This is a genomic window from Kitasatospora sp. NPDC051170 (genome assembly GCF_044455705.1).
GTDB lineage: Bacteria > Actinomycetota > Actinomycetes > Streptomycetales > Streptomycetaceae > Kitasatospora.
On the sequence record NZ_JBITFA010000005.1, the window covers coordinates 257,137 to 282,754 of the forward strand.

Here is a 25,618-nt window from a genome sequence, read left to right on the forward strand (position 1 = left end):
GTACTCCCCGAGCGGCACGGCCCCCGGGGGGGGGGCGGCCCCCCCCCCCCCCCCGGCCCCCCCCCCCCCCGCGCCCCAGCCGGCCACGCCGACCACGGCGGCCAGCACCAGCATCACCGTCAGCGGGGCCGTCCAGCCGCCGGTCAGCTGGTGCAGCGCACCGGCGCCGACCGGGCCCGCCGCCGCGACGACGTAGCCGATCGCCTGCGACATGCCGCCCAGCTGGGCGGCCCCGGCCGCGGAGCCGGTCCGCAGCACGATGAACGCCAGGCCCAGGCCCAGCGAGCCGCCCTGCGCGACCCCGAGGATCGCCGCCGCGACCCAGGCGCCGGAGACCGGAGCCGCCAGCAGCACGGCGATGCCCAGCCCGTTCAGCACCGCCATGGTGACGGCCAGCCCGCGCTGGCGGGTCATCCGGCCGGCCAGCAGCGGCACCAGGAAGGCGCCCACGACCTGCAGCAGGTTGGAGAAGGCGAAGGCCAGCGCGGCCTGGCCGCGCGCCATGCCCTGGTCGGCCAGGATGGTCGGCATCCAGGCGACGACGATGTAGACCAGCAGCGACGAGATGCCCATGAAGAGGCTGATCTGCCAGGCCAGCGGCGTCTTCCACAGCCCCGCGATCGGCTTGCCTGGCTGGACGGCGGCCACCCGAACCTGCTCCTCGGCCCGCTCCTGCCGCGAGCGCAGCACCTGCGGCAGCCAGGCCACCGCGGCGACGACGGCGAGCAGCGACCAGACGCCCAGCGAGGCCTCCCAGCCGCCGCCCAGCATGTGCTCCAGCGGGACGGAGAGCCCGGCGGCCAGGGTCGCGCCGACCAGCATGGTGGTCGAGTAGACGCCGGTCATCGTCGCCGCGCGGTCCGGGAACTCCCGCTTGACCAGGCCCGGCATCGACACGTTCAGCACCGCGATCGCCACGCCGATCACCATGCAGCCCAGATAGAGCGCGTACACCGAGGGCAGCACCCGCAGCAGCACGCCCGCGCCCAGCACCAGTACGGCGCCCAGGACGACCCGCTCGGCGCCGAAGCGCCGGGTCAGCCGGGGCGTGAGCGGCGCGCCGACGCCCTGGAACAGCACCGGCACGGTGGTGATCAGGCCGCTCGCGGTGGCGGAGAGGCCGAAGGTGCGCTGGATCTCGGCGATCATCGGCGAGACGGCCGCCAGGCAGGCGCGCATGTTGAGCGCGACCAGCAGGATGCCGGTCAGCAGCAGGGCGGGGTGGGCCAGCCGGGAGCGGACGGGGAGCGCGGCGGAGGTGGTGACCACCGGCTGCTGGGCACGGGTGACGGCCATGGTTGTGCGGTTCTTTCGTGTACGGGGCGGGCTGGCGGACGGCGGAAGGGAGGCTCTCGCCCGTCCTACTTCCGCGCCGCGATGGCGGCGAGCAGCTGCTCGACGGCCGCGGTGGGCTCGGCGAGCAGCTCGCGACAGGCCGTCTCGGCGCGGTCCGGGTCGCCGCTCTCGATCGCGTCGACCAGCGCCGCATGGGTGGCCACGTCCACCTCGGGCATCTCGTGGTCGCCGAAGGCGGTGGTCATCGACTCGCGCACGGAGGCGCCGAAGTACCGGTACACCTCGGCCAGCGCCGGGTTGTGCGCGGCGTCGACGACGGCGGTGTGGAACTCCAGGTCGTGCTCGACGGTCGCCTCGCGGTTGGCCCGCTCGGGGTTCGCCGCCATGACCTCGGCCTCACGGGCCAGCGCGGCCCGCATCCGCCGGACGTCCTCGGGGGTGTGCCGCAGCGCGGCCAGCCGGGCGGCCTCCGCCTCCAGCGCCGCGCGGACCTCCAGGACGTCCCGCACGCCGGAGCGCTGGACGCCGCGCAGGACGGCGGCCGGGTCGCTGGTGGAGCGGACGAAGGTGCCCTCGCCCTGGCGCGAGACCAGCATCCCGGCATGCGCCAGCACCCGGATGGCCTCCCGCACGGTGTTGCGGCCGACCCGCAGCTGCTCGGCGAGCTCGTGCTCGGTCGGGATCTGCGACCCGACGGGCCAGGTTCCGCCGACCACCTGCGCGCGCAGCTGCTCGATCGCGGTGTCCACCAGGGAACGCCGCCCGGCCGCCTGCAGGCTCTCGCCGCCCATACCGGGCCTCCCTTCGCACACCGCTCATCGGTCGTCGGTCATCCTACAACCACTTGCCCGGTCATCCTACAACCGGCGCCCTCCGCGCTACGGGAAGCGGCACCGCCGTCAGCCGCTCGAACCCCAGGGACGGGCTCGCCATGCTCACCGGCAGCTCCTGGCCGTCCTTGCCGCAGCCCGTCACCGGATTGAACACGGCCAGGTCGTCGCCCACCTGCCGCAGCGAGCGCAGCGCCGCCGTCTTGCGGCCCTTGAGGTCCAGCCGGCCCACCAGCCGCCCGGTGAGCTCGCCATCCTCGATCCACTCCGCGTAGGCCGGGCGGATGACGAAGAACTCCTCCACCGACCCGCCGCCCCAGGCCCCGCGGCAGTACAGCCCCCGCCGTACGGAGCCGATCAGCTCCCCGGCCGGGGTGGCGCCCCGCGCCACGCACACGGAGGACATCCGCGGCAGGGCCCGCCCGGCCCCGAAGGCGCGCCGGCCGTTGCCCGTCCGGGGCAGCCCCTGCTCCCGCGCCTCCCGGGCGTCGGTCAGCACCCCGGAGACCACCCCGGCGTCCACCAGGGGGGTGACGGCGGCGGGGTGCCCCTCGTCGTCCACGGGCTGCGAGGTCTCCAGGCCGCCGGGCGCCGAGCCGTCCAGCCCCGCGCCGTCCAGGCCCGGGCCGTTCACCGCCGCGCCGTCCAGTCCCGTGCCGTCCACCGCCGCGCCGTCCGGCACCGGCCCGTCCAGCACCGTGAGCACCTCCGAGGCGACCCGGGTGCCCAGGGCCAGGCCCGCCCCGGCGGCGTAGCCGCGGTAGTTGTCGGCCTCCAGGCTGTGCCCGAGGGTCTCGTGCGCGAAGTGCACCGCCAGGTCCGCCGCCAGCACCACGGGCCCGGCGAAGGGCTCGGCCAGGGGCGCGGCGGTCAGCGCGGCCCGGATCTCCCCGGCCAGCCGGTCGGCGGTGGCGCCCAGCGCGGCCAGGGGATCGGCCCCCGCCCACTGCCACAGCAGCGGCACCGCCCGCCCCGACGGCCCGACCACCCGCAGCTGCACCAGCGCCTCCAGCCGGGTGCGCGGCACGTACCCCAGCGCCCCCAGCTCCCGGTTCACCCAGCGGCTGACCAGCCGGACGGCGACCCGGGTGTCCGCCGCCCCCGCCCCCTCGGCGACCGCCGAGGCCGCCCGGTGCAGCGCCACCGCCGCCTCCCGCAGCCGCGCCGCTTCGACCAGCGGAGCGTCCGGGTGCGGCCCGGACGCCTCCTCGGCGACCGCCGGCTCGATCGCCGGCTGGGCCGCCGGCCCGGAGACCGTCACCCGGCGGTGCGCGATCACGTCGGGCCCAGCCGTCATCCGGGCATCGCGGCGCGGAAGGCGGTCAGCAGCTGCGCCCCCTGCTCGGTCACCCGGGCGTGGCGCTCCAGGGTCTCCAGGCCGACGGTCAGCCGGTCGGTGATGTCCTTGACGTACGGGGCGATGGCCGGACCGTCCGCCGGGCCGAAGACCTCCTGGCAGCGGATCGCCATGTGGACGTCGTTCAGGAACGCGAAGACCCCGTGGAAGATGTTGACCAGCGGGCGGGGGACCTCGACGAACGGCGAGTAGTGCTCCTCGGCGGCGTTTTCGGCGACGGAGTAGAGGTCGAGCACGGTGTTGAAGCGGTTGTGCCCGCACTCGTGCACCAGGGTCTGGGCGGAGAGGTAGGTGTGCCGCCCGCTGGTGAGGACCAGCCCGCGGAACTCCGGGATGGTGAAGTTGAACGGCCAGTTGCCCTGGCTGACCACCGGCATCACCTGCTTCGCGGTGCGCCGCACCACGGCCGCCGCCTCCGGCCAGTGGGCGTCCACGGTGGCCAGGCCCGTACCGATGGCCGCGGCGAACCCGTCGAGTTCCGGCGCCGACAGCTCCAGGGGCCTGCCGGCCGCCGGAGGGTAGGCGATCCGGTGCCAGGACTGCGGCCCGGTGACCACCAAGCCCTCGGCCAGGGAGGGCAGTTCACGCAGTGCCGGGTGCTCGCCCGCGCCGGACAGCGCCTCCAGCGGCACCGCCACCACCCGCTCCCCGGCGCTCACCCGCAGCGAGGTGCCGTCCACCCGCACGGTCAGCAGGGTGCCGGCCGCCGCCGGAAGCCGCAGCGCGCGGCCCAGCGGCATCAGCGGCAGCTCGCCCTGCTCCGGCCCTTCCTCCGGACCCTTCTCCGCGACGGCGAGGATCCCGGCCTCCGCGAGCACCCCCGGGCGCAGCAGCCCCGGCAGCAGGAAGCTCCCCGCGTAGGCCACCAGCAGCTCCGGGTCGACCTGACGCTCGCCGCGCTGGACCAGCTGCGCGACCCTCGTCCAGGAGGTGACCTCCGGGCGCAGGACGGTGCGCAGCAACTCCTCGTGCGGCAGCCGCAGCAGGCCGTCCACCAGCCCCTGCGCGGAGCGCCGGGCCTCGGGGGAGCCGCTCGCGTTGCCCTGGTCGCGCAGCTGGACGAGCAGCCGCTTGAGGTAGAGCTTGGCGGCGCTGCGCGCCAGGACGGGGGTGGGGTCGTCCGGGTGCCCGGGCAGGACGGCCCGGCTGAGGTCGACCGCGGGCGCGGGCTCGTGGAACAGCGGGCGCAGCGACGACACGTCGACCTGCACCCGGTCGGCCGTCAGGCCGCTCGACGCGGTGGCTCGAGACATCTCATCCCCTTGGCAGCAAGCGGTGGTTGGTGTGGAGGCGCGGTGCGGCAGCGCCCGGGTTACGCCGGTGAACCGACCGGGTCCGCCGGGTCGGAGGCCCCGGCCTGCGGGTCTGCCGGGTCTGCCGGGTCCGCCGGGTCCGCCTCGGTGTGCCCGAACTCCCGTACCCCGGCGACCAGGAGGGGGGCGAGGGTGCTCAGGATGAACAGCCCGGCACCGGTCAGGGTGATGGACCACATCGGCACCCTGGCCAGGGCGAGCCCCACCAGGGCGTAGCCGATCGGCGCGGAGGCGGTGGAGCAGAGCCAGTCCAGGGACATGATGCGGCCCAGGAGTTCGTCCGGGATCCGGCGCTGGAGGGCGCTCATCCACAGCACCTGGAAGCAGGCCAGGCCCGCGCCGGCGGGCAGCGCGGCGAGGGCCAGCAGCGGCACCGAGGTGGTCAGCCCGAGGATCCCGATGGCGAGGCCGAACGGCACCAGCGCGAGCAGCGCCAGGGTGCCGGAGCCGTTGCGCCGGCCGCGGCGCACCAGGAGGCCGCCGATCAGCGCCCCGGCCGAGAAGGCCGCCATCACCACGCCGTAGCCGACGGTGTCCGAGCTGGACTTCAGCAGCCGTTCGGGCAGCAGCACGAACCAGACCGGTACGGAGGTCATCATGTGGAAGACCGACATCAGCAGCACGGCCCACACCCAGGGCCTGGAGCGCGCCGCGCGGACGCCCTCCAGCATCTCCGCGACGAGCGAGCCCCCGCCCGGCTCGGGCGCGCGCTCGACGGGCTTCTCCCGCACGCCCAGCAGCAGTGCGGCGCTGGCCACGAAGGTGACGGCGTCGAAGAGCAGCGCCGTGCGGGCGCCGATCATCGCGACCACGGCGCCCGCGACGGTGGGGCCGAGGATGCCGAGGGTGCGCTCGGTCGCCGTGGTGAGCGAATTGGCCGCCTCCATCTGGTGCTTGGGCAGCAGCCGGGGCAGCAGCGACTCGTAGGCCGGGTCGAAGAACGCCTCGCCCGCGCCGACCAGCAGCACCAGCAGGGCCAGCACCCAGGTCGGGGCGCCGACCACGGCCAGGGCCGCGCCGCCGACCAGCAGGGCGCGCAGCACGTCGACGCCCGCCATGATCCGGGTGCGCGGGAAGCGGTCGGCCACCACGCCGCCGATGAGCACGCACAGCGCCATGCCGAGGGAGCGGGCGGCCAGGACGGCGCCGAACCCGGCGACGCTGTGGTTCTCGATGAGCACCGAGGTGGCGATCGCGAACGGGAACATCTGGTCGCCCAGTGTGCTCGTCAGCTGGCTGATCCACACCCGCGCGAACGTGGGTTCGCGCAGCACGGTTCGCCAGGAACCGGTCGCCTCGGCGGTGTCGGTGGATGTCACTGCGATGTCCTGTCCATCCGTTCGGCCTGCGTCGTCCCGGCCTGCGTCGTCATGAAGGTCTCGAACCAGCCGCCCGGGCCCGCCTGGGCCCGGGCCAGCTCCGCCCGCACCTCGTCCACGGCCTTGGCGGCGGCGGAGAGCGCCGTCGTGGCGGCCGCGCCGCCGAGGCCGCGGTCGAGGAGGCGGTGGGCGAGTTCACCCTGCATCCTGGCGGCGAAGATCTGGCCGCACAACCATGCCGCCGAGCGGGAGGAGCCGTCCCAGGGGGAGGTGACCGGGGGCAGCGCGTGGGTCTCCACCGGGTACAGGTCGGTGACGATCCGCCAGCGCGCCCTGGCCAGCACGGTGACCAGGCCGGCCGCCACGCTCTCCACCGTTCGGCTGGTCGCGCCGGTCGCGCCGGTCGCGCCGGTCGTGCCGGTCGTGCCAGTCGTGCCGGTCTCGCCGTCGGGGGGCCAGCAGAGCCACTCGGCGGGCGTCCCGGGCTGAGTGAACGTCAACAGGCCCGACTCGACCTCGGCATGCGCCTGCGGCCAGCAGTCGGCGAGCAGGGAGAGGGCCTCCGCCGCCCGCTCCCGCAGGTCCGCCGAGGGGGCGGGCAGTCGGCCGCAGTGCCAGGAGACGCCGTGCCGCTGGGCCGTGTCCCACCAGGCGTGCCGCTCCAGCAGCAGCAGCGAACTGCCGGGCACCCGGGGGAGCGGCTCGGCGGCGGCCCGGTGCCAGGAGCCGTCGACGGCCCGCAGCAGCGGTGTCGCGGCCTGCGGCTCGAAGCGCGCCTCGGTGACCGCGGGGAGGTCCGCGGGCGCCGTCCAGCGCTCGCCGAGGTGCAGTTCGGCGATCCCGCGCGGCTCCGAGACCGCCACGGTCAGGGTGCGGCCGGCCAGGATGTCGGGGCGCCGGGCGGCGAGGCCGAGCACGGCGGTGGCCAGCTGGGCGACGAAGGCGTCCCCGGTCTCCCGGTAGTCGGCCGCCGCCTCGTGCTCGGCGCGGCGCACGGCGCCCAGCACCACCGGGTCGAGGGCGAGTCGGGCCAGGTCCTCGGCGGTGGCCGCGGCCAGCAGGTCGATCAGCGCCTGCGCCGTGGCCCGGATCCGCGGCTGCGCGCCCCACTGCTCGCTGCGGTGGCGCAGCAGTCGCAGCAGCCGGAGCAGGACGTGCCGGGAGTGCTCGGCGCGCGCGGCGGCCCAACTCGCCTCCGTGGCACCGTCGAGGAGCAGTTCCTTCGGCTCGGGCAGCCGCTGGGGCCGGTGCAGCAGTGCGCGCAGCGCCCCGCCGCCGAGGGAGAGGGTCAGGGGCTGTTCGGCGGCCTCGGCGGCCGGGCCGCTCTCCCCGAGGCCGCTCTCCTCGACCCGCTGCTCGCTGAGGCCGTTGGCGACCCAGGCGCCGTGCCGCTCCGCCAGCAGCGTCTCGACCCGGGCGCGCAGCGCGGGGTCGGCGAGGGCCTCCCAGAGGGCGTCGAGGTCGGCCGGCCCCGGGGGCATCGGCTCCCACCAGGCGCGCCGCTGCGCCAACTCCGAGGTGATCAGCGGGAGTACGGCGTCGAGGGCGCTGGCCGAGTTGAGCGCGAGGCTGACGCTGAGCGAGGGCCCGTCGCTGACGCCCCAGTGGCTCCAGAAGATCGGCAGGTAGAGCAGGTCCCCGGGGTTCAGCTCGAACTCCAGGGCGTCCTCGGGCATGTAGGCCGTGCCGACCGAGTGGTCCCCGACCATGCGGCGGCGCAAGGACTCGTCCGGCAGGCCCGAGGGCGGGGAGAGCTGCCAGCGCTTGGTGCCCTCCTGCTGGAGGACGAAGTTGTCGCTGTCGTCGAAGTGGCAGCCGATGCCGGAGGGGCCGAGGGTCTGCACCGCGTCGCACCAGACGTTCGGCCAGTCCAGGGTCCGCCGGACGGTCTCGCTCAGCGCCGCCAGCCGCTCGCTCGCCAGGTCGGCGACGCGGACGAACCAGGCTTCGCCGGGCCGCTCCACGACCTGGACGGGCTGCTCGCGGGTCATCCGCTCGCGGACGGCGTCGAACTCGGGGACGGTCAGCGGCGGGTTCAGCAGCGTACGGGCGCCGCCGCGCAGCACGAAGGGCTTGCGGCGGAAGTACTCGGCGAAGAAGGTCTCCCGGCTCAGGCCGGGCAGGAAGTCGATGTCAGGAGCCATTCCACACCTCCGCGAGGATCTCGGCGTGCTGCTGGGCGTCTCGTTCGGCGGCGTCGTCCCCGGCCCTGCGGCCGGCCAGGGCGAGCAGGCCTGCGCAGTCCCGGTGCAGTGGGACGACGTCCAGCGCCAGGCGGGCCCGTCGCACGCCCTCCCCGGCCCGGCCCAGGCGCAGGGCGCAGATGACGCTCAGGATGGCCGCGTGGGCGTCGAGGGTGTCGGAGACCTCTTCCGTGCACAGGTCGAAGAGGGCGAGCGCGCCCTCGTGCCGGCCCGCCCGCATGGCGGCCAGCCCGGTCACGTAGCCGGGCCAGGTGGCGCGGGCGCCCAGGGCGCGGGCCCGGTGCACCCCGGCGAGGGCCTCGTCGATCCGGTCCGACTGGGCGTCGAGCACGGCCTTCAGGGTGTGGCCCTCGGCGCCCATCGAGGCCAGTTCCTCGTCCCAGAGCCGGGCCAGCTCCTCCGGGGTGGTCAGGGCGCCGAGCGCGGCCGCGGCGAGGCTGCGCTCGGGCATGGTGTCGGCGTCCGGCGGCATGAAGACGGTGGCCGCGGGCCGGTGCAGCGTCAGGCCCAGCGCCTCCGCCAACCGGTCGGCCAGCGAGGCGAACTCCTGCGGGACGAAGCCGCTGGAGACGCTCATCGAGCCGCTCCAGCTGTCGATCCGGTCCCGCAGCGGGGCGAGCGCGGCCACGGTCTCGGTGACGGTGTGGTCGACGCTGCCGTCGCTGTCCACGAAGAAGTCGATGTCGAAGTCGACGGCGGTGATCGTGTCCAGGAGCTCCGGGCGCAGCCCGGGCAGCCCGGTGCAGGCGATCGTGCCGACGGGCAGCTCCGCGCGCACGCCCCAGGGCTCGCGCGCGAAGGTCTCGATCACCCGGCGGCCGACGTGCGGCACCAGGCTCAGGGCGCCCAGCAGGGCCGCGCCGGGGTCGCGTCCGGCCTGGCCCGGCACCACCCAGCACACCGAGGACAGCCAGCCGCCCGCCAGGGCCGGGTAGAGGAAGTCGTCCAGCCCGTAACGGCCGTGGCCGGGTTCGCGGAACGGCAGCCGGCGGCACTGGGCGGCCAGCTCCTCCGGGCGTCCGCGCAGCCCGGCGAGGGCCTCGCAGTCCGCCGCGGGCAGGTGCTTGAGGTCCAGGTGCCGGTCGAAGAAGAGCAGCCGCTCCTCGCGGAAGCCCCGGACGTCCCAGACCGGGAGCACGTGGCCGTGCTCCGGGACGATGGTCAGGCCGTCGCGGGTCTCGTCGAGTGGTGTCACCAGAGTCCTCGAATCCGTAGGGCGTCCAGCACCTGCGCGGAGGCCGGGTCGTCGGGGTGCTCCACGGCCGTCACGACGCGCTCGGAGACCTTCCCGAAGGCCAGGCCCCGCGCGGTGCTGGAGTACAGGCAGCCCACCGGGCCCGGGCCGTCGACGGCGACGCCCCAGGCGGCGACCACCTCGGCCGGGTGGCGCCGTACGGCCGCGTAGCCGTTGTCGGTGCGCCTGATCCCCTCGACGTCGCTGCGGAAGCTCACCGGGTGCTCGTGGACGAGCGCGGTCAGCAGGGCCCGCAGCAGCTCGTGCTCCAGGGTGTGCCGCAGCGCCTCGGCGCCGGCGCCGTCCGCGAGGCCGTGCGTGAGGCCGTCGGCGAAGCGGGCGAACGCCTCCTCCAGGGAGATGCCCTCGCCGGTGTGGGGCAGGGCCCGGTACGCCTCGAAGGCGGGCGAGGTGAGGAAGGCGGACAGCAGCCGCTCCCGGGGCCAGCCGGCCTCCGCGAGGAGCGGCAGCGAGCGCGGGAAGCCCGCGGCGATGCCGCTGCCGCCGTCGCCGTTCCAGAGGTTGCTGCGGAAGCGCCGGGCGGTGAAGTCCAGCTCCTCCTGGTCGATGGTGCTCAGGCAGACGAGCTCGGCCTCGTCCCGGGCCAGCGCCCGCGCGCCCCGGTCGGCGAGGGCGGTGCGGTAGCCCTCGTCGGTGAGCAGCCGCAGCAGCAGGTCGGTGAGCTCGTCGGCGTCCAGCTCGTGCCGGGCGGAGGCGGTCATCCCTGGTCCTCCCCGGGTGCGGCGGCCCACTCCCCGACGATCAGGCGCAGCCGCTCGTAGTTGCGCCGGGACTTCTCGACGAGGACGCCGTCCTCCCCGTAGACCGGGTCCTCGTACGTGACGCCCAGCAGGTTCGGGCACCTGGGCAGCAGGTGGCGGGTCAGGTCGATCTGCTCGTCCAGGAGCACGCCGTGGTGCAGGTCCCGGAACTTGCCGTTGGTGATCTGGCAGCCGGACAGGTGGAGTTCGCGGCAGCGCTCCAGCGGGAGCCGCTCCAGCTCGTCGTACATCGCCTGCCCGGTGCGCCCGCGCAGCCACTGGTAGCTCAGCAGGTGGCCGACGTCCAGGGTGACCCACACGTCGGCGTCCTCGGCCAGCCGCCGGAAGTAGTCGAAGCCGTCGAGGTCGCCGAGGACGAAGGAGCCGCCCTCGGTGAAGCCGGGGAACTCGACGTGCAGCGGCGGTTCGAGCAGCTCGCGGGCGTCCCGGGCGTGCCCGGTCGCGATCTCCAGCCCCCGCTCGGTCATGACGGGCGGCAGCGGGTAGGGCAGCGGCCGGCCCCGCAGGCTCCAGATCCCCAGGTCCTCGACGACCCAGGAGAACCCGTAGCGGGCGTGCAGGTCGTTGGCGAACTCGGCGGCCGGGCGCCGGTCGTAGCGCTCGGGGGTGCCCATGTTGAGCAGGGTGTGGTGGAAGGCGCGGACGTTCCCGGCGGGCATCGCCTCGTACAGCCGGTCGTACGCGGGGGTGTAGTCCCCGGCGCGCAGCCGGGCCCGGCTGCGGGGCTGGAAGGCGAAGAAGGAGTAGCCGAAGTGGTCGGCGTGGCGGTCGAGGAAGGCCCGCACCCGGGGGGTGACGTCGCCGCCCCCGGGAGTCTCGCGGAAGCCGATGCGTTCGCCCCAGGGCAGGTCCATGCCGACGCCCAGCCCCAGCCGGGCGGCGGGGCCTGCGGTCGTCGCCGGTACAGGGGTCGTTGCCGGTACAGCGGTCATGACGGGCTCCCCGCGACGAGGTGGGCGAGTGGCAGGCCGACGGCGACGTCGGCCGCGACGAGGCGGCCCAGGCGTCTGGCCCCCGGCTCGGTGCGGGCCACCAGGACGTCCCCGTCCTCCGTGACGCCGATCTGTTCGTGGGGGACGGCGAAGAGCTGCTGCCAGACGAGGTCCGAGAGCAGGAGGGACGTCGCCCCCGGGCCGAGCAACTCCTCGGCCGCGTCCGGGGGTACGGGGCGGACCCAGGGCTGCAGCCGGGCCCGCCACACCGGCGCCGGGGCCGCCTTGGCGCGGCGCTGGTGCGGCGGAAGCGCGTCGTTGCCCTGGGGTTTGACGGCCTGGAAGGTGTCGATCAGCCGTTGCAGCGACTCGGCGCGGTCCGGGCCCTCGGACACCGTCATCGGATGGCCGTGCCGCCCGCCCAGGTAGTTCAGTTCGGGGTTGGAGCTCAGCGGCCCGGACCGGTCGAGGGTGACGCCGTACCGGTCGGCGTCCGCCGTCAGCAGCGTCCCGGGTTCGGCGACCATGAGCTGGAGGACGTCGATGCCGATCTTCGACTCGTTCTCCCGCAGGAATTCCCGGGAGGCCTCCGCCTCGGCCGTGCTCTCGTCGAAAAGGCCGCCCATGACCGAGAGCCGCAGATTGATTCCGGCGCCGACCACGTTGTCGATGATCGTCTGGTAGTCGGCGGATTTCACGCCCTTGTCCATGCGGTCCAGGAGGCGCTGGGAATTCGTTTCGTAGCCGACGCTCATCAGCACGCAGCCGAGTTCGGAGAGTTCCCGGCAGAATTCCGCGTCGAGGAGTACGGATTCGAGCCGGTTGCGCGTGCTGAAAGTGATCCGTAAACCTCGTCTGCGGACTTCTCTCATCGCTTTCACGACGAGCCGCAGATTCGTGTTCTCGTCGACGACGGCCACGAAGTCCACGCCCTGCTGCCGGACGACTGATTCCACCACGTCGGCTATCTGTTCGGGTGTTCCCTGCTGATAGGAACCCTGCGGCAGGGACCGGTTCCCGTACGAGCAGAACACGCAGCGGCCCCAGTAGCAGCCCACGCACGAGACGATCGCCAGCTGGAAGTCCTCGGCGACGTAGGAACGCAGCGGAAGGCCCTCGAAATCCGGGGCCCCGGTGTCGCGGAACATCATCCGGACCGGCCGGACGTCGCCCGCCCCGGGCCGGCCGTCGAGCCAGAGGACGCCGGGCACCTCGCTCTCGGCGGCGGTGCCGTCCAGGGCTTCGAGCGCGCGGGCGAGGGGCTCCTCGCCCGCGGTGACGCACAGGGCGTCGACGCTCTCCCGGACGGCGGCGAGCGGCGCCAGCTCGTTCTGCCGCAGCATGATCTGCTGGCCGCCGAGCCAGATCCGGGCCCCCGGCGCGAGCGCGCGCACCCAGGCGGCGATCAGCAGGGCGGGGGCCAGCTGGCTGAAGAAGGCGACGGAGAGGCCCACCATACGGGGGCTGCGACCTGCGAGGGTGCGCTCCACCAGTCGGCGGAGGGTGGCCGTGGGCTCGTCGAGGGCGCCTTCGGGGAGGGCGGCCGTCCGGCGCACCTCCTCGTCCAGGGCGGCGAGTCCGGGCCAGCTGCGGGTCAGGAAGGTGTCCTCCAGGACGAGCTCCACCGCCTGGTTGGCCAGCCGCACGGCGCGGGCCGGCCCCAGCGGTCCGGAGCCCTCCTTGGTCAGGACGTGGCTGCGCACCTCGGGCAGGTTCGCCCGCGCGGCATCGGCCATCGCGGCGCGGTACCAGGGCCGCATTCCGCCGGCGGCCCGGTGGCGGTCGTGCGCGTTCCCGAGCGGGCCCGGCCGGAGGAGTTCGTGGAAGAGGCCGAGGTTCAGATCGGCCTGGTGAACCGTCCGCCCCTGCCTGCGTAGATGTCCGGCGAGATAGGGGAGGCTCAGATAGGGGAAGAGACGGGCTTCGGTCTGGGGCGGAAAGATGAGAATCGCGTCCACCTGTCCGGTTTCCCGTATCACTTTCCACTCTCCCCCGGGCGATCGTGCGATTCGGGCCGCGCGGAGCCGGGGGAAACCCGGCTCCGCGCGGTTCTGAAATCAGGCCTCCGGGGTGGCCTCGAGCAGGGTCTTGAAGCGGAACGCGTGGAACGCGCCGCCGACCTTGAGCTCGGCGGACTCGATGACCTCGAGGTCGTCCAGCTCGTTGAACTCGTTGACCTGCGTGTTCTCAGACATGCTAACTCCCTTGGTTTGGTGGCCAATGGTGCGTTGTGCGTGTTGAGCTGTACCTGACGCTAGCAACGGGTTCTCGGGACGGTCAACGTTATCCATTGGTGATCGGCAGCTTCCTGCCAATCAACTATGCGCGCTTTGGGTGGGGGCTTTTCATCCGAAGATCGCCTTCGGCTCCCCGGTGAACCAGGCGTTGTCGATGCGCATCCGCCGGACGACCCAGCGGTCGCCGTCGCGGACGAGCTCCACGTCGTAGGGGTTCTTGAGCAGCGCGTGGACGGCCGGGTCGGCGATCAGCAGGTGCTGGGCCTCCACCAGGGCGGTGAGGCGGGCGGTGTCGCCGTCGACGACGATCCGGGGGTTGGTGACCTGGTGGGTGGTGTCGATCCGGCCGGTGAACATCCCCAGGATGGTGTCGACGATGAAGTCCCGGCCGGTCATCACCGGGGGCTCACCGCCCCACTTGGCGGCGGCCGGGCGGAAGTCCAGCTCGGCGTCCTCGGCGAAGGCCGAGGCGAACAGATCCCGGTCCTTGAGGTCCTGGCCGAGGCCGAAGCGGTGGAGCGCGTCGAGGATCTCCGCGCGGTCGCGCAGCTCGGCGACCACGGCCGCGGTGTCCTGGGCCGGGGCGGTCAGGGCCCGGGGTGCGGTGACGTACATGATGGACTCTCCTCGGCGGGGGCGGATCTTCCGGTTTTCCGGCACCTGTGATCCTTCCCGCCGCCGGACGGGGTATCAACGCGCTTGTGAGGCACGATCGTTAAGCCCAGGTTGACGATGGACCGGGGTCGGGGGAGGGAACCGGGATGTTGGAGCGGTACGAGGTGGAGGCGTTCCTGACGCTCGCCGAGGAACTGCACTTCGGGCGGACGGCGGAGCGGCTGCACGTCTCCACGGCGAGGATCAGCCAGACGATCGCGAGGCTGGAGCGCCGGATCGGCGTCCCGCTGTTCCACCGCACCAGCCGCCGGGTCCGGCTCTCCTCGGCGGGGCTGGAGCTGTACGGGGAGGTCCGGCCCGCCTGGGAGCGGATCGGCGCCGCCGTCGTACGGGCGGTGGAGGCGGGGCGGGGCCTCAGCGGGCGGCTGCGGGTCGCCTTCGTCGGCCCGGCGGCGGGCCAGCTGCTGGCGGGCATCGCGCAGGAGTTCCGCGAGCGGCACCCGGACTGCGAGGTCCGGCTGCGGGAGGCCCAACTGCCCGAGGTCATGCCGTGGTTGCGCGAGGGCGCGGTCGAACTCGCGCTGACCTGCCAGTCGGTGCTCGGGGAGGACGTCGCGGTGGGCCCGGTCCTGGTGCGCGAGGCGCGGATGCTCGCCGTGCCGGCCGGGCACCCGTTCGCCCGCCGGGGCGCCGTCTCCCCGGCGGAGCTGGGCGGGTTGACGGTGCTGCGGCTGCCCGGGACGCCCAGCGCGTTCGAGGACCGTACGCCGACCGGCGGGCTCGGCGGGCTCGGCCCGGGCGGCCCCCTCGGCCCTCTCGGCCCGGAGGCGACCACGTTCAACGAGGCGCTCACCCTGGTCGGCGCGGGGGAGGGCGTCTTCGAGGTGGGCGCCCACGCCCGGCGGTACTTCGCCCGCCCGGACGTCGCCTACGTGACCCTCACGGACGCCGAGCCGGTCGAGTGGAGCCTGGTGTGGCCCGCCGACGGCGCCACCGCCCGCGTCCGGGCCTTCGGCGAGGCCGCCCTCGCCGTGATCGGTCCGGCCGAAGTGGGCGACTAGCGAGCGGTGACTAGCGAGCGGTGACTACCGAGCGGTGACTACCGAGCGGGGAAGAGGCGCTCCAGGACGAGGGCGACGCCGTCCTCGTCGTTGCCCGCCGTGACCTCGTCCGCGACGGCCAGCAGCTCCTCGTGCGCCCCCGCCATGGCCACGCCGTGCGCGGCCCAGCCGAACATCGGGACGTCGTTGGGCATGTCGCCGAAGGCGATGGTGTCGGCCGCGCGCACGCCCAGGCGGTGGGCGGCGACGGCGAGGCCCGTGGCCTTGGAGAGCCCGAGCGGCAGCAGCTCCACCACGCCGGCCCCGGCCATCACCACGCCGACCAGCCCGCCGGCCGCGCTGCGGGCGGCCTCCGCGAGGGCGTCGTCGTCGAGACCGGGGTGCTGGATGTAGAGCTTGCTGACGGGCGAGGCCAGCAGCTCCTCGCGCTCGACGCGCACCACCGGCAGGTCCGAGCCGATGATCAGCTCGTACCCGGGCCCGGCGAGCACCTGCCCGTCCAGGCCGTCCTGGCTGGAGGCGACGGCCAGCGGCCCGACCTCGGCCTCGATCTTCTCGATCGCGAGCGCGGCCAGGCGCCGGTCGAGGGTGAGGGAGGTGAGCAGCTTGTGCGCCCCGGCGTCGTAGACCTGGGCGCCCTGCCCGCAGACCGCTATGCCGGTGTACCCGATCTCGTCGAAGACGGGCCGGGCCCAGCTCGCCGAGCGGCCGGTGACGATGATGTGGAGCGCGCCCGCGCCCGTGGCCGCGGCCAGGGCGGCGCGGGTGCGCTCGGAGACGGTCTCGGCACTGGTGAGCAGCGTGCCGTCGAGGTCGGTGGCGACCAGCCGGTAGGGCAGGTCGCCACCGACCGCGCGCGCGTCGGCCGGGAGGTCGGGGCTGGTGGTGCTCATGGGCCGTACGTCTCCCGGGTTCTGCGGATGGAGCCGGTGGAGCCGGTCGAACCGGTGCGGCAGATGCCTACGTGACCGGCTCGAGGACGGTCCGCCCGCCGAGGAAGGGCCGCAGCGCCTCCGGCACGACGACCGAGCCGTCGGCCTGCTGGTGGTTCTCCAGGATGGCCACGATGGTGCGCGGGATGGCGACCAGGGTGCCGTTGAGGGTGGCGAGCGGGCGGGTCTTGCCCTCCTCGCGCATCCGGATGGAGAGCCGGCGGGCCTGGTACTCGGTGGTGTTCGAGGTCGAGGTGACCTCGCGGTACTTGCCCTGGGTGGGGATCCACGCCTCGATGTCGAACTTGCGGGCCGCCGAGGCGCCGAGGTCGCCGGAGGCGACGTCGATGACCCGGTAGGGCAGCTCGAGGGCGTTGAGGAAGTCCTTCTCCCACTGGAGCAGGCGGCGGTGCTCGGCCTCCGCCTCCTCCGGAGTGGTGTAGACGAACATCTCCACCTTCTCGAACTGGTGGACGCGGATGATGCCGCGGGTGTCCTTGCCGTACGTGCCGGCCTCGCGGCGGAAGCAGGAGGAGTACCCGGCGTAGCGCAGCGGCAGCTTGTCGGCGTCGAGGATCTCGTCCATGTGGTACGCCGCCAGCGGCACCTCGCTGGTGCCGACGAGGTACCGGTCGTCCTCGGCGAGGTGGTACACGTTCTCGGCGGCCTGGCCGAGGAACCCGGTGCCGTCCATGGCCGCGGGGCGGACCAGGGTCGGGGTGATCATCGGGATGAAGCCGGCCGCGGTGGCCTGGGCGATGGCCATGTTGACCAGGGCGAGCTCCAGCAGCGCGCCGGGACCGGTCAGGTAGTAGGAGCGGGCGCCGGCGACCTTGGCGCCGCGCTCGGTGTCGATGGCGCCGAGGATCTGGCCGAGCTCGACGTGGTCGCGGGGCTCGAAGCCCTCGGCGGCGAAGTCGCGCGGGGTGCCGATCTCCTCGAGCGTGACGAAGTCCTCCTCGCCACCGACCGGAGCGGCCGGGTCGATGAGGTTCGCCAGGGAGCGCAGGAGGCGGTCGGCCTCCTCCTTGGCGGCGCTCTGCTCGGCGTCGGCGGCCTTGACCTCGGCGGCGAGCTCCTTGGTGCGCTGGAGCAGGGCGGCCTTCTCGTCGCCCTTGGCCTGGGCGACCTGCTTGCCGAGCACCCGCTGCTCGTTGCGCAGTTCGTCGAAGCGACTGCCCGAGGACCGGCGCCGTTCGTCGGCGGAGAGGAGGGCGTCGACGATGTCGACGTCCTCGCCACGGACGCGCTGCGAGGCGCGCACTCGGTCAGGGTCCTCACGGAGCAGGCGAAGGTCAATCACAGGCCCTAGCGTACCGGGCGGAGGCTTCCCCACCGGTACCGGATTTCCCCTGGGGATAACTCGGCCCGTCCTGTGGATAACCCCTGTGGGGAAGTTCCCCGGGGCGGGTTATCCACAGGCGCCACCCCGAGCCTGTGGAGAGAGGGGGAGGGTCACCCTCCGCGAATCCGAACCAGGGAATTGAGGTTTCAAACCTCACTCGACCTACTCGGGTGAGGGAATTGAAGCACTCAGACGGGTGATTTGCAGGCAAGGGGGTGACTCTGGTCCGATTAGTCATCTCTGCGACGCAAACCGATGGTCCGACCGGGTCTGGGCAATGGCTATACCGGTTTGTCGACTCGTCCCCATGCCTGTGGATAACTTCCGGCTGTGGACAGCGCGCGGGCCTGTGGACAGCGGGCCCCGCCCGGGGCGGGCCCTGTGGACGACGGTGGAACGAGCTGCGGGGCCGCGGTGGACTCACGCGACCCCGCCCGATCGCCGCGATCGAAACCGGTCGAAAACGTCGGGAAAAGCGTAGAAAGACGACAGGCGTCCCTCGGATGTCCGGCGCTCAGATGTCTCGGATGTCCGCGCTCGGATGTCCGTGCTCAGATGTCCGTGCTCAGACGTCCGCGCGCCCGTCGAGGCAGCGGGAGAGCCAGTCCGAGGCCTCGGTGAAATCCTCATCCGAGGTTCCGGGCCGCCGGAGGGTCGAGACCTGCCGGTCGGCGCGCGGATAGGAGCCGAGGAAGCGCACCTGCGGACAGATCCGCTTGAGGCCCATCATCGCCTCGCCCACCCGGCGCTCGGACAGGTGCCCCTCGCAGTCGATGAGGAAGCAGTAGCTGCCCAGCCCCTCACCGGTCGGCCGGGACTCGATCCGCATCAGGTTGACCCCGCGCACCGCGAACTCCTGGAGCAGTTCCAGCAGCGCGCCGGGGTGGTCGTCCGGCAGCCAGGCCACCAGCGAGGTCTTGTCCGCGCCGGTCGCCGAGGAGATCCGCCCGGGCCGGCCGACCAGGACGAACCGGGTGGTCGCCGTCTTGGCGTCGGCGATGTCCTTGACCAGCGGGTCGAGGCCGTAGATCGGCGCCGCGAACTCGCCCGCGAACGCCCCGTCGTAGCGGCCCTCCGCCACCAGCCGCGCGCCGTCCGCGTTGGAGGCGGCCGACTCCCAGACGGCCTCCGGCAGGTTCGTCGCCATCCAGCGCCGCACCTGCGGCTGGGCGACGGGGTGGCTGGTGACCGTCTTGATCTCCGACAGCTCGGTGCCCGGCCGCACCAGCAGGGCGAAGGTGATCGGCAGCAGCACCTCGCGGTAGATCATCAGCGGTGCGCCGGAGGCGAGTTCGTCGTTGGTCGCGGTGACGGCGCCCTCGACGGAGTTCTCGATCGGCACGAACGCCCCGGAGGCGTCCCCGTTGCGCACCGCGTCCAGGGTCAGCGCCACCGAGGACAGCGGCACCAGCTCCCGGGTCGCCGCCTCGGGCAGGGTGTGCAGCGCCGCCTCCGTGAACGTGCCGGCCGGGCCGAGGTAGGTGTAGCGCGTGGCCGTGGCCGACATTGGACGCCTCCGGAGGTCTCAGCGATCGAAGCGGTGGGACGGAACAAACGGAAGAAGGGGTCCGGCGCCGTGGACCGACCGCCGTCCCCCTCCTGCCACCCTAGCGATTCCGGCCACCCGGAACGGGCCTGTTCCAGGGGACGGGACATGGATGGAATACGGCGCGAAGCGGAGGCTAGCCCTCCAGCAGCTCCTGCCCGAGATATCCGCCCGCCGCGACCCCCGGGAGGACCGCGTAGAGCCCGCTCGCCTCGTGCCGCAGGAAGCGCGAGAGCCCGTCGCCCCGGGAGAGCTTGCGCTGCACCGGGGTGAAGCCCTGGCGCGGATCGGACTGGAAGGCGAGGAAGAGCAACCCGGCGTCCGGGCTGCCGTCCGCCGACAGGCCGTCGTGGTACGAGAACCCGCGCCGCAGCATCGCCGCCCCGCCGTTCGCCGCCGGTGCGGCGACCCGGATGTGGGCGTCGGCCGGGATCGCCAGGGCGTCGTCCTGCCCCCGGGCCGCCAGGTCCACCGGGGCGTGCTCCCCGGCCCCGGCGGGCGCGTTCAGCGGGGCACCGTCCGACTTGCGCCGCCCGATCACCCGCTCCTGCCGGTCGACGGGCAGCGCCTCCCAGTGGTCCAGCAGCATCCGGATGCGCCGGAACACCAGGTACGAGCCGCCGGCCAGCCAGGCCGGCCGGTCCTCGCCGGCCGTGCAGAACACCTTGGCCGCGAAGCCGTCCTCGGAGGGCTTGGGGTTGTTGGTGCCGTCGATCTGCCCCATCAGGTTGCGCCCGGTGACGGCCTGCGCGGCGGCCCCCGGCGTCCGGGCGAAGCCGGCCGACTGCCAGCGCAGCGCCGCCGTCCCGTCCGCCAGCCGCTGCAACACCCGCAGGGCGTGCACGGCCACCAGCGCGTCGTCGGCGCCGATCTGCACGAACAGGTCGCCGTCGCCGCGCGCCGGGTCGAGGGCGTCGCCGGGGAAGGCGGGCAGCGGTTCGAGCGCGGCCGGGCGGCGGTCGGCCAGCCCGGCCTTGTCGAGGAGGGAGGCGCCCACGCCCACGGTGAGGGTGAGCGAGCAGGGCCCGGCGTCCAGCGCGACCTGGTCCTCGAACTCCTCGACGGGCTCCCCGGCCGTCAGCCTCTCGGCGGCCTTGGACCAGCGCCGGAACAGGGTGCGCAGCCCGTCGCGGCCGACGCCCTGGGTCAGGTCGAAGGCGGCCAGCTGCACCCGGGCCTGCTGCGGTTCGAGGATGCCCGCCTGATGTTCCCCGTGGAACCTCACCCGGGCGGCGCCCAGCGCCCCGGTGCCCGGCGTTCCCGTGGCCGGCGCCGCCCCCGTGGCGGCGGGCCGGTCCAGGGCGACGGCCCCGGCCACCCCCGCCCCGGCTCCGGCCAGCAGCCCGGCCCCGGCGGTGCCGATCAGCGCCCGCCGGGTGAAGCCCTCCGTACGCGTGGTCTCCTCCATCGCGATCACCCGATCCTGAACTGCAGGGTCGGGGTGGTCTGGTCGATGTCGGAGGAGCGGATCTGCGCCGACACCACCCAGGTGCCGGCCAGCGGCAGCTGCGTGGTGCCGCTCCAGCGGCCCGGGCCCTGGGGGGTGAGCACGACGGGCAGCGGGCCGAGGTCGCGGTCCGGCAGGGTGAAGGCGAGCTGGATCTCGGGCACCTCGACGGGCTTGCCGTCCACGCCGTCCAGCGCGAGCTTCACCTCGTTGGGGCCGGTCCTGGCCGGGTTGAGGGTGACGGTCGCGGTGCCCTTGGCGTTGGGGGTGCGGCCCTTGGTGTCGTACGGGAGCTTCAGCTCCACCGTGCGCCCCGGCTCGGTCTGCGGGGTGGCCCCGGCCGCGGGGGCGGCGCTCCCGGCGGTCCCGGCGGCCTTGATCTCGCCCGCCACCCGCCCGGGCGGGGAGTTGGTCAGCATCGTGGTGACGGCCAGCACCGCCACCGCGACCAGCGCCTCCACCAGCACCGAGCGGCGCAGCCCCGCCCGCGTCGGGGTGAGCCCGCGCTCGCGCCCCGCGCTCTCCCGGGCCGCGCGCTGGCGCTCCAGCTGGGCCTGCCGGGCCGGGTCCTCGCCGTGCGCGGCGACGGCCACCGGCTCCGGCTCGGGCAGCCCGGCCGGTTCGACCTCGGCCGCCTCCTCCGGGGCCGAGCGCAGCCGGGCCAGCCAGCTGCGGGAGATCCAGGCGACGCCGAGCATCACCACGACGCAGCCGGTCTTCACCAGCAGCAGCCGCCCGTACTCGGTGTCGCTGAGCGCGCCCCAGCTGCCGAGGCCCCGCCAGGACTGGTAGAGGCCCGTGGCGGCCAGGACGGCGACGCAGCCGAACGCGATCTTCGAGAAGCGGTCCACCACCTCGGCGCCGACGCCCTCGCGCAGCGCCACCAGCAGCGCGGCCAGGCCGCCCAGCCAGAGCGCCATCGCGATCAGGTGCAGGATGCCGAGCGGCAGCGCCAGCCAGACCTGGATGCCGACCGAGGCGTGGTCGGCGCCGACCCAGGTCGCCGAGAGCGCGACGGCGAGCACCAGCCCGGCCACGCCCAGGCCCAGCCTGGTCTCCCGCTGCGGGCGCTCGGCGGCCCGGCGCTCCAGCTCGCGCAGCTCCGCCTCCTCGGCGTCCTCCGCATCCCCCTCGGCGGCCCCTTCGGCGGCGGGGACCGGCATCGCGCGGGGCGGCTGCCCCAGCTGTCCGACCAGCAGCGACAGGAACACCCCGCTCGCCGCGAGCAGCAGCAGCCGCGCGGCCAGCGCGGTGCCGATCCGCTCGTCCAGGGTGGCGCGCACCAGCGACAGGTCGAACGCCTTGCCGACCCCCGACCCGCGCTCGTACGGGCCGCGCAGCATCAGCACGGCGACGGTGGAGACCAGCAGCGCCGTCCACCCGGTCATCAGCAGCCGCTGCACCGACCGGCGCGCGGTGCCGCCGGGCCAGCAGATCAGCGCGAACGCGGCCACCCCGGCCAGCAGGGCGAACGCGGCGTACGCGACGGTGCGCCCGGTGCCGTAGAGGGCGGCGACCAGCCCGTCCGCGTCGGCGCCCTGGAGGGCGGAGGCGGAGACGGAGGTGTCCGAGGGCGCGCCGACGGAGAAGGTGAAGGCCCCGCCCACCGGGTGGGAGTCCGCGGAGACGGCCCGCCAGGCCACGGTGTACGTGCCGTTGGCGAGGCCGCCGTTCAGGCCGACGCGGGCGGTGTTGGCCTTACCGTCCGCGTGCACGGGGTTGCCCGCGTCCACCGCCTTGCCGGCCGGGTCGAGGACCCGGACGGAGTCGCCGGACAGCGACACCTCCTCGCTGAAGGTCAGCGTGACCGCCTGCGGGGCCGTGGCGACGACCGAGTTCTGCCGCGGGTCGGTGGAGTCCAGGGTGGCGTGCGCGGAGGCGGGGCCGGCGGCGGCGAGCATCAGCGCGAGCAGCGCGCCGAGCACCCCGACCAGCCCGGTCAGGCGGCGGTGGACGATCCGGCGGGGGGTCCGGCGGGTGGAGGCCGTTTCCATGGCTGGCGAGTCCTAGTTCTGGCCGGGGCGGTAGGTGAGTTCCTTGACCGGCACCTTGACCGCGATGGTGCCGGACTTGGCGAAGGTCAGGTCCAGCTCGACCTCGTCGCCGAGGGCCGGGGCCTTCTGCCAGCCCATGATCATCAGGTGGTTGCCGCCGCGGGCGAGCTGCAGCGCGCCGTGCGCGGGCACGTCCATGCTCTCGACCTGCTCCATGCTCGACTCCGTGGAGCGGTGCATGGTGATCGACTCCGCGCCCGGGCTGCTCACCTTGACCAGCTGGTCCTGGCCGCCGCCGTCGTTGCGCACGGTCAGGTACCCGGCCGCCATCCCGCCCGCCGGGGGCAGCGGGATGTAGGAGTCGGCGACGCTCAGCTTCGCCGGGCCGGTCCCCGCGTCGGCCTGGCTGCCCGAGCCGCAGGCCGCGAGGATCGCCCCGGCGCCCAGGGCGGTGGCGAGCACCGCGCCGGTCAGCGCCGAGCGGCGGAAGCGGCGGGAGGTGCCGGTGCCCGTGCCCGTGCCGGTGGCCGCGGCGGTCACGCCGCCACCCCCTTGGCGAGCAGCGGCAGGTCGTGGGTGTAGGTCTTCACGTCGGTGCCGCTCATGTAGAGCACGTGCGCCTTGTCGTCCGAGGGGAGGAAGGCCAGCACCTGGGCGCCGTGGGTGGAGGTGACGGTGCCATCCGCGTTGACCACCGGGTCCTCGATCATGATGCCCAGCGACTTGGCGGCGGCCTTCACCTTCTCCAGGTCGCCGGTGAGACCTATGAAGTCCTTGCCCATGGAGTCCAGCCAGGTGCGCAGCACCTTGGGGGTGTCGCGCTGCGGGTCGGTGGAGACGAAGACGACGTCGACCTTCTTGCGCTCCTCCTCCGGCAGCGCCTTCATCGCCACGCCGATGTCGCCCATGGTGGTCGGGCAGACGTCCGGGCAGCTGGTGTAGCCGAAGAACAGCAGGGTGCTGTGCCCGTTGGTCTGCTTGCGCAGGTCGAAGGGCTGCCCGCTGGTGTCGGTCAGCTGGAGGTCGGGCTTCTCGAAGTTCTTGGCGAGCTTGGTGCCCTCGTAGGGCGTCTTCTCCTTCTGCTGGACGACGGTGGCGGCGTTGCCGCTGCCGCCTCCGTCGGAGCCGCAGGCGGAGAGGGCCAGGGCGGCGGCGAGCGCGAGGGCGGCGGCGCCGGCGAGGCGGGTGGTGCGGGCGGTGCGGGGCATGGGGTTTCCGATCGTGCGCGCTGGAGCGCCGGCGGGGGCCGTCGCGGGACGGCCCCCGCCGGCGCCTGGATCAGGAGGCGGAGCCGCTGCTCTTGCGGCGCAGGCCGGCGATGCCGACGGCGGCGCCGATCACGCCGACCACGATGCCGACGACGCCCAGGGTGCGGGCGGTGGAGTCGCTGGCCTTCTTGTCGCCGTCGGAGGCGGCGGCGTGGTCCGAGCTGTCGCCGTGCGTCCCGGCGGCCGGGCCGGCGGTGGCGCTCGCGCCGGCGCCGTGGGCGTCGCCCGAAGCCTTGGTGAGCTTGAGGACGGGCGCCGGGTGGGCCGCCTCGGGCTGGCCCTCCTTGGACTCGTCGATCCAGCGGACGACGTCGCCGTTGTCGTAGGTCTGCAGGGCCTTGAACGCCATGCTGTCGGCGTCGGTCGGCAGCGGGCCGAGGGAGACGCGGAACTCCTGGAACTGGCCGGGGGCGATCTTGGTGCCGGCGTCGGCGGTCCAGGTGATCTTGGAGACGGCCTCGTTGACGTCGCTGCCGTGGACCTTGATCGGCTTGTCGAGCTTGGACTTCTCGACGACGGCCGTCCAGCCCGGCATCGGCAGGGTGCGCACGGAGGCCAGCGGGTGGTCCAGCGGCAGGTTGACCTCGAGCTTGACCGTGCTCGCGGTGTCGCTCTCGTTCGGCACCCGGAAGTCGACGGCCGTGTAGCCGCCCTGCGAGGCCGAGCCGGGGTTCACGGTGACGTGCGCGAACGCGGGGCCGGCCAGGGCGACCACGGAGGCGGCGGCGGTCAGGGCGACGGCGGCGATACGGCGGGCAGGAAGGGTACGCATGATGCGGGGTCTCCGATCGGAGGAAGGACGTGTGGGGGTCGAGCCTGAGGCCGTCGTTCGTGATCGAAGGACGGTCCGGTCATCGCGCACACCCGCGCCCCGGGACGGCCGTACGGGCAGAGCCGTCGAACCGTGGGGAAGGCCGGGTCAGTACGCGAACGCCCCGCGCGGCGGCCCCCGCCGCACCACGCTGTGCCGCAGCGCGGCACCCACCGGGAACGGCGCCCCGCCGCCCCCGCGCCCGAACCGGGGCTCCGGGCCCGCGGTGCCGACCAGCCCGCGCAGCAGCGCGGCCGCCAGCAGCAGCGCCGAGCGCAGCGGAGCCGCCCAGTGCTCCCGGGCCGCCGAGGCCGCCACCCGCAGCAGCCGCCACAGCGCGGCCTCGCCGCGCCGCAGCCACCAGCCCGCCACCAGCGCGGCCGCCAGGTGCCCGGCCAGCATCGAGGGCGTCATCCCCAGCAGCCCGCCCTGCCACCAGGGCGCGGCGGCGAAGGCGTGCGGGTCCAGCCCCGCCGAGGAGACCAGCTGCTCGGCGGAGGGCGAACCGGGCAGGCCCGCCAGCGTGCCCGGGTGGGCCTCGTTGCAGATCAGCCGGGTGGCCACCTGCGGGACGCCCATCGCGCCGCCGCCGTGGTGCATCCCCGCCATCGCGCCGGAGCCGGAGCCACCGCCGAAGCCGTGGAAGAGGCAGTGCAGCCCCAGCTGGCCGAGGCCCAGCGCCCCGGCGATGCCCGCCAGCGAACGCTCCCGCCCGCCCAGCACCACCGCGCACACCAGCACCGCCGCGAAGCCCGTCACCAGCGCCACCGGCGCCGGGTTCCCGCCGCCGGCCAGCGCGTGCCCGACGGCCGCGATCAGCGTGCACACCAGCGCGAACGGGACGGCCCGGGCAACCCTCAGGTCCCAGGCGGCGGCCCCCACCGGCCGGGCCGGGGCGGAGGCGCCCGGGAGCGGGGCGGCGGGGAGGGCAGTCATGGCTGCGCCATCATCTCATCGCCTACCGGGCCGACACGGGCAGGGTGGGAAATCCCTACGAATGCCCCGTTCGGCCGCGGCGCGAGGGGTGAACAGTGCGCCGCCCGGCACAGACCCCGGCCCGAGTCCATCCGCCGAACGAGCGGTAGCGGCCCCGCG

At 74.3% G+C, this 25,618-nt stretch carries 21 protein-coding genes and 1 pseudogene; 1 reads left to right on the top strand and 21 read right to left on the bottom strand.

What is annotated here, in order from left to right:
* Positions 1-195: 195 nt before the first annotated feature.
* The 12 genes and pseudogenes from ACIBCA_RS14085 to ACIBCA_RS14140 form a co-directional block, all read right to left on the bottom strand.
* Positions 196-1,296, bottom strand: a pseudogene (locus ACIBCA_RS14085) (CynX/NimT family MFS transporter); the annotation flags it as partial.
* 65 nt (positions 1,297-1,361) lie between these two features.
* Complete coding sequence (locus tag ACIBCA_RS14090; protein WP_396283125.1) at positions 1,362-2,087, bottom strand: FadR/GntR family transcriptional regulator; 726 nt, start codon at positions 2,085-2,087, stop codon at positions 1,362-1,364.
* 61 nt (positions 2,088-2,148) lie between these two features.
* Positions 2,149-3,423 carry a metallopeptidase TldD-related protein gene (locus tag ACIBCA_RS14095; protein ID WP_396283126.1) on the bottom strand — a complete coding sequence of 425 codons (1,275 nt, stop codon included), beginning with the start codon at positions 3,421-3,423 and terminating at the stop codon, positions 2,149-2,151.
* A complete protein-coding gene (locus tag ACIBCA_RS14100; protein WP_396283127.1) occupies positions 3,420-4,736 on the bottom strand; it encodes an aKG-HExxH-type peptide beta-hydroxylase in 1,317 nt (438 codons plus the stop codon). Before ACIBCA_RS14100 ends, ACIBCA_RS14095 begins: the two co-directional genes overlap by 4 nt.
* A gap of 59 nt (positions 4,737-4,795) precedes the next feature.
* Positions 4,796-6,115 (bottom strand): MFS transporter, encoded by a 1,320-nt coding sequence (locus ACIBCA_RS14105; RefSeq protein ID WP_396283128.1) that lies wholly within the window; start codon positions 6,113-6,115, stop codon positions 4,796-4,798.
* A complete protein-coding gene (locus ACIBCA_RS14110) occupies positions 6,112-8,259 on the bottom strand; it encodes a JmjC domain-containing protein (RefSeq protein WP_396283129.1) in 2,148 nt (715 codons plus the stop codon). The genes ACIBCA_RS14105 and ACIBCA_RS14110 overlap by 4 nt, the downstream gene beginning before the upstream one ends.
* A complete protein-coding gene (locus tag ACIBCA_RS14115) occupies positions 8,249-9,514 on the bottom strand; it encodes a hypothetical protein (RefSeq protein ID WP_396283130.1) in 1,266 nt (421 codons plus the stop codon). The genes ACIBCA_RS14110 and ACIBCA_RS14115 overlap by 11 nt, the downstream gene beginning before the upstream one ends.
* Positions 9,511-10,275, bottom strand: coding sequence for a hypothetical protein (locus ACIBCA_RS14120; RefSeq protein ID WP_396283131.1), 765 nt, complete (start codon positions 10,273-10,275; stop codon positions 9,511-9,513). Before ACIBCA_RS14120 ends, ACIBCA_RS14115 begins: the two co-directional genes overlap by 4 nt.
* Positions 10,272-11,267: a DUF692 family multinuclear iron-containing protein gene (locus ACIBCA_RS14125; protein WP_396283132.1), complete on the bottom strand. Its 996-nt coding sequence runs from the start codon at positions 11,265-11,267 to the stop codon at positions 10,272-10,274. Before ACIBCA_RS14125 ends, ACIBCA_RS14120 begins: the two co-directional genes overlap by 4 nt.
* Entirely contained in the window at positions 11,264-13,003 is a 1,740-nt protein-coding gene (locus tag ACIBCA_RS14130) for a B12-binding domain-containing radical SAM protein (RefSeq protein WP_396283133.1), read from the bottom strand. The genes ACIBCA_RS14125 and ACIBCA_RS14130 overlap by 4 nt, the downstream gene beginning before the upstream one ends.
* Positions 13,004-13,324: 321 nt before the next feature.
* The gene (locus tag ACIBCA_RS14135; protein WP_396283134.1) at positions 13,325-13,462 is read right to left on the bottom strand and encodes a hypothetical protein; all 138 of its coding nucleotides are present in this window, start codon (positions 13,460-13,462) and stop codon (positions 13,325-13,327) included.
* 150 nt (positions 13,463-13,612) lie between these two features.
* Positions 13,613-14,119 (bottom strand): nuclear transport factor 2 family protein, encoded by a 507-nt coding sequence (locus ACIBCA_RS14140; RefSeq protein WP_396283135.1) that lies wholly within the window; start codon positions 14,117-14,119, stop codon positions 13,613-13,615.
* A gap of 146 nt (positions 14,120-14,265) precedes the next feature.
* On the opposite strand from ACIBCA_RS14140, the gene ACIBCA_RS14145 reads away from it, so the two are divergent.
* Positions 14,266-15,180 carry a LysR family transcriptional regulator gene (locus tag ACIBCA_RS14145; RefSeq protein WP_396283136.1) on the top strand — a complete coding sequence of 305 codons (915 nt, stop codon included), beginning with the start codon at positions 14,266-14,268 and terminating at the stop codon, positions 15,178-15,180.
* A 38-nt stretch (positions 15,181-15,218) separates the two neighbouring features.
* On the opposite strand, the gene ACIBCA_RS14150 is transcribed toward ACIBCA_RS14145, so the two are convergent.
* The 9 genes from ACIBCA_RS14150 to ACIBCA_RS14190 form a co-directional block, all read right to left on the bottom strand.
* A complete protein-coding gene (locus ACIBCA_RS14150) occupies positions 15,219-16,073 on the bottom strand; it encodes an HAD family hydrolase (RefSeq protein WP_396283137.1) in 855 nt (284 codons plus the stop codon).
* A 67-nt stretch (positions 16,074-16,140) separates the two neighbouring features.
* On the bottom strand, positions 16,141-17,415 hold the full coding sequence (serS, locus tag ACIBCA_RS14155; RefSeq protein WP_396283138.1) for a serine--tRNA ligase: 1,275 nt from the start codon (positions 17,413-17,415) through the stop codon (positions 16,141-16,143).
* 607 nt (positions 17,416-18,022) lie between these two features.
* Entirely contained in the window at positions 18,023-18,964 is a 942-nt protein-coding gene (gene pheA, locus ACIBCA_RS14160; RefSeq protein WP_396283139.1) for a prephenate dehydratase, read from the bottom strand.
* A gap of 175 nt (positions 18,965-19,139) precedes the next feature.
* Entirely contained in the window at positions 19,140-20,411 is a 1,272-nt protein-coding gene (gene efeB, locus ACIBCA_RS14165; protein ID WP_396283140.1) for an iron uptake transporter deferrochelatase/peroxidase subunit, read from the bottom strand.
* A gap of 5 nt (positions 20,412-20,416) precedes the next feature.
* Positions 20,417-22,444 (bottom strand): copper resistance protein CopC, encoded by a 2,028-nt coding sequence (locus ACIBCA_RS14170; protein WP_396283141.1) that lies wholly within the window; start codon positions 22,442-22,444, stop codon positions 20,417-20,419.
* A gap of 12 nt (positions 22,445-22,456) precedes the next feature.
* On the bottom strand, positions 22,457-22,984 hold the full coding sequence (locus tag ACIBCA_RS14175; protein ID WP_396283142.1) for a copper chaperone PCu(A)C: 528 nt from the start codon (positions 22,982-22,984) through the stop codon (positions 22,457-22,459).
* Positions 22,981-23,652 (bottom strand): SCO family protein, encoded by a 672-nt coding sequence (locus ACIBCA_RS14180; RefSeq protein ID WP_396283143.1) that lies wholly within the window; start codon positions 23,650-23,652, stop codon positions 22,981-22,983. Before ACIBCA_RS14180 ends, ACIBCA_RS14175 begins: the two co-directional genes overlap by 4 nt.
* A 70-nt stretch (positions 23,653-23,722) precedes the next feature.
* Positions 23,723-24,484: a YcnI family protein gene (locus tag ACIBCA_RS14185; protein WP_396283144.1), complete on the bottom strand. Its 762-nt coding sequence runs from the start codon at positions 24,482-24,484 to the stop codon at positions 23,723-23,725.
* A gap of 147 nt (positions 24,485-24,631) precedes the next feature.
* Positions 24,632-25,459 (bottom strand): hypothetical protein, encoded by an 828-nt coding sequence (locus tag ACIBCA_RS14190; RefSeq protein ID WP_396283145.1) that lies wholly within the window; start codon positions 25,457-25,459, stop codon positions 24,632-24,634.
* Positions 25,460-25,618 lie beyond the last annotated feature (159 nt).

Bases quoted from the DNA above. Each gene is read 5' to 3' on its own strand.
- ACIBCA_RS14090 (WP_396283125.1), bottom strand. From the start codon at position 2,087: ATGGGCGGCGAGAGCCTGCAGGCGGCCGGGCGGCGTTCCCTGGTGGAC.
- ACIBCA_RS14095 (WP_396283126.1), bottom strand. From the start codon at position 3,423: ATGACGGCTGGGCCCGACGTGATCGCGCACCGCCGGGTGACGGTCTCC.
- ACIBCA_RS14100 (WP_396283127.1), bottom strand. From the start codon at position 4,736: ATGTCTCGAGCCACCGCGTCGAGCGGCCTGACGGCCGACCGGGTGCAG.
- ACIBCA_RS14110 (WP_396283129.1), bottom strand. From the start codon at position 8,259: ATGGCTCCTGACATCGACTTCCTGCCCGGCCTGAGCCGGGAGACCTTC.
- ACIBCA_RS14120 (WP_396283131.1), bottom strand. From the start codon at position 10,275: ATGACCGCCTCCGCCCGGCACGAGCTGGACGCCGACGAGCTCACCGAC.
- ACIBCA_RS14125 (WP_396283132.1), bottom strand. From the start codon at position 11,267: ATGACCGCTGTACCGGCAACGACCCCTGTACCGGCGACGACCGCAGGC.
- ACIBCA_RS14130 (WP_396283133.1), bottom strand. From the start codon at position 13,003: ATGGCCGATGCCGCGCGGGCGAACCTGCCCGAGGTGCGCAGCCACGTC.
- ACIBCA_RS14135 (WP_396283134.1), bottom strand. From the start codon at position 13,462: ATGTCTGAGAACACGCAGGTCAACGAGTTCAACGAGCTGGACGACCTC.
- ACIBCA_RS14140 (WP_396283135.1), bottom strand. From the start codon at position 14,119: ATGTACGTCACCGCACCCCGGGCCCTGACCGCCCCGGCCCAGGACACC.
- ACIBCA_RS14145 (WP_396283136.1), top strand. From the start codon at position 14,266: ATGTTGGAGCGGTACGAGGTGGAGGCGTTCCTGACGCTCGCCGAGGAA.
- ACIBCA_RS14150 (WP_396283137.1), bottom strand. From the start codon at position 16,073: ATGAGCACCACCAGCCCCGACCTCCCGGCCGACGCGCGCGCGGTCGGT.
- pheA (WP_396283139.1), bottom strand. From the start codon at position 18,964: ATGTCGGCCACGGCCACGCGCTACACCTACCTCGGCCCGGCCGGCACG.
- efeB (WP_396283140.1), bottom strand. From the start codon at position 20,411: ATGGAGGAGACCACGCGTACGGAGGGCTTCACCCGGCGGGCGCTGATC.
- ACIBCA_RS14170 (WP_396283141.1), bottom strand. From the start codon at position 22,444: ATGGAAACGGCCTCCACCCGCCGGACCCCCCGCCGGATCGTCCACCGC.
- ACIBCA_RS14180 (WP_396283143.1), bottom strand. From the start codon at position 23,652: ATGCCCCGCACCGCCCGCACCACCCGCCTCGCCGGCGCCGCCGCCCTC.
- ACIBCA_RS14185 (WP_396283144.1), bottom strand. From the start codon at position 24,484: ATGCGTACCCTTCCTGCCCGCCGTATCGCCGCCGTCGCCCTGACCGCC.
- ACIBCA_RS14190 (WP_396283145.1), bottom strand. From the start codon at position 25,459: ATGACTGCCCTCCCCGCCGCCCCGCTCCCGGGCGCCTCCGCCCCGGCC.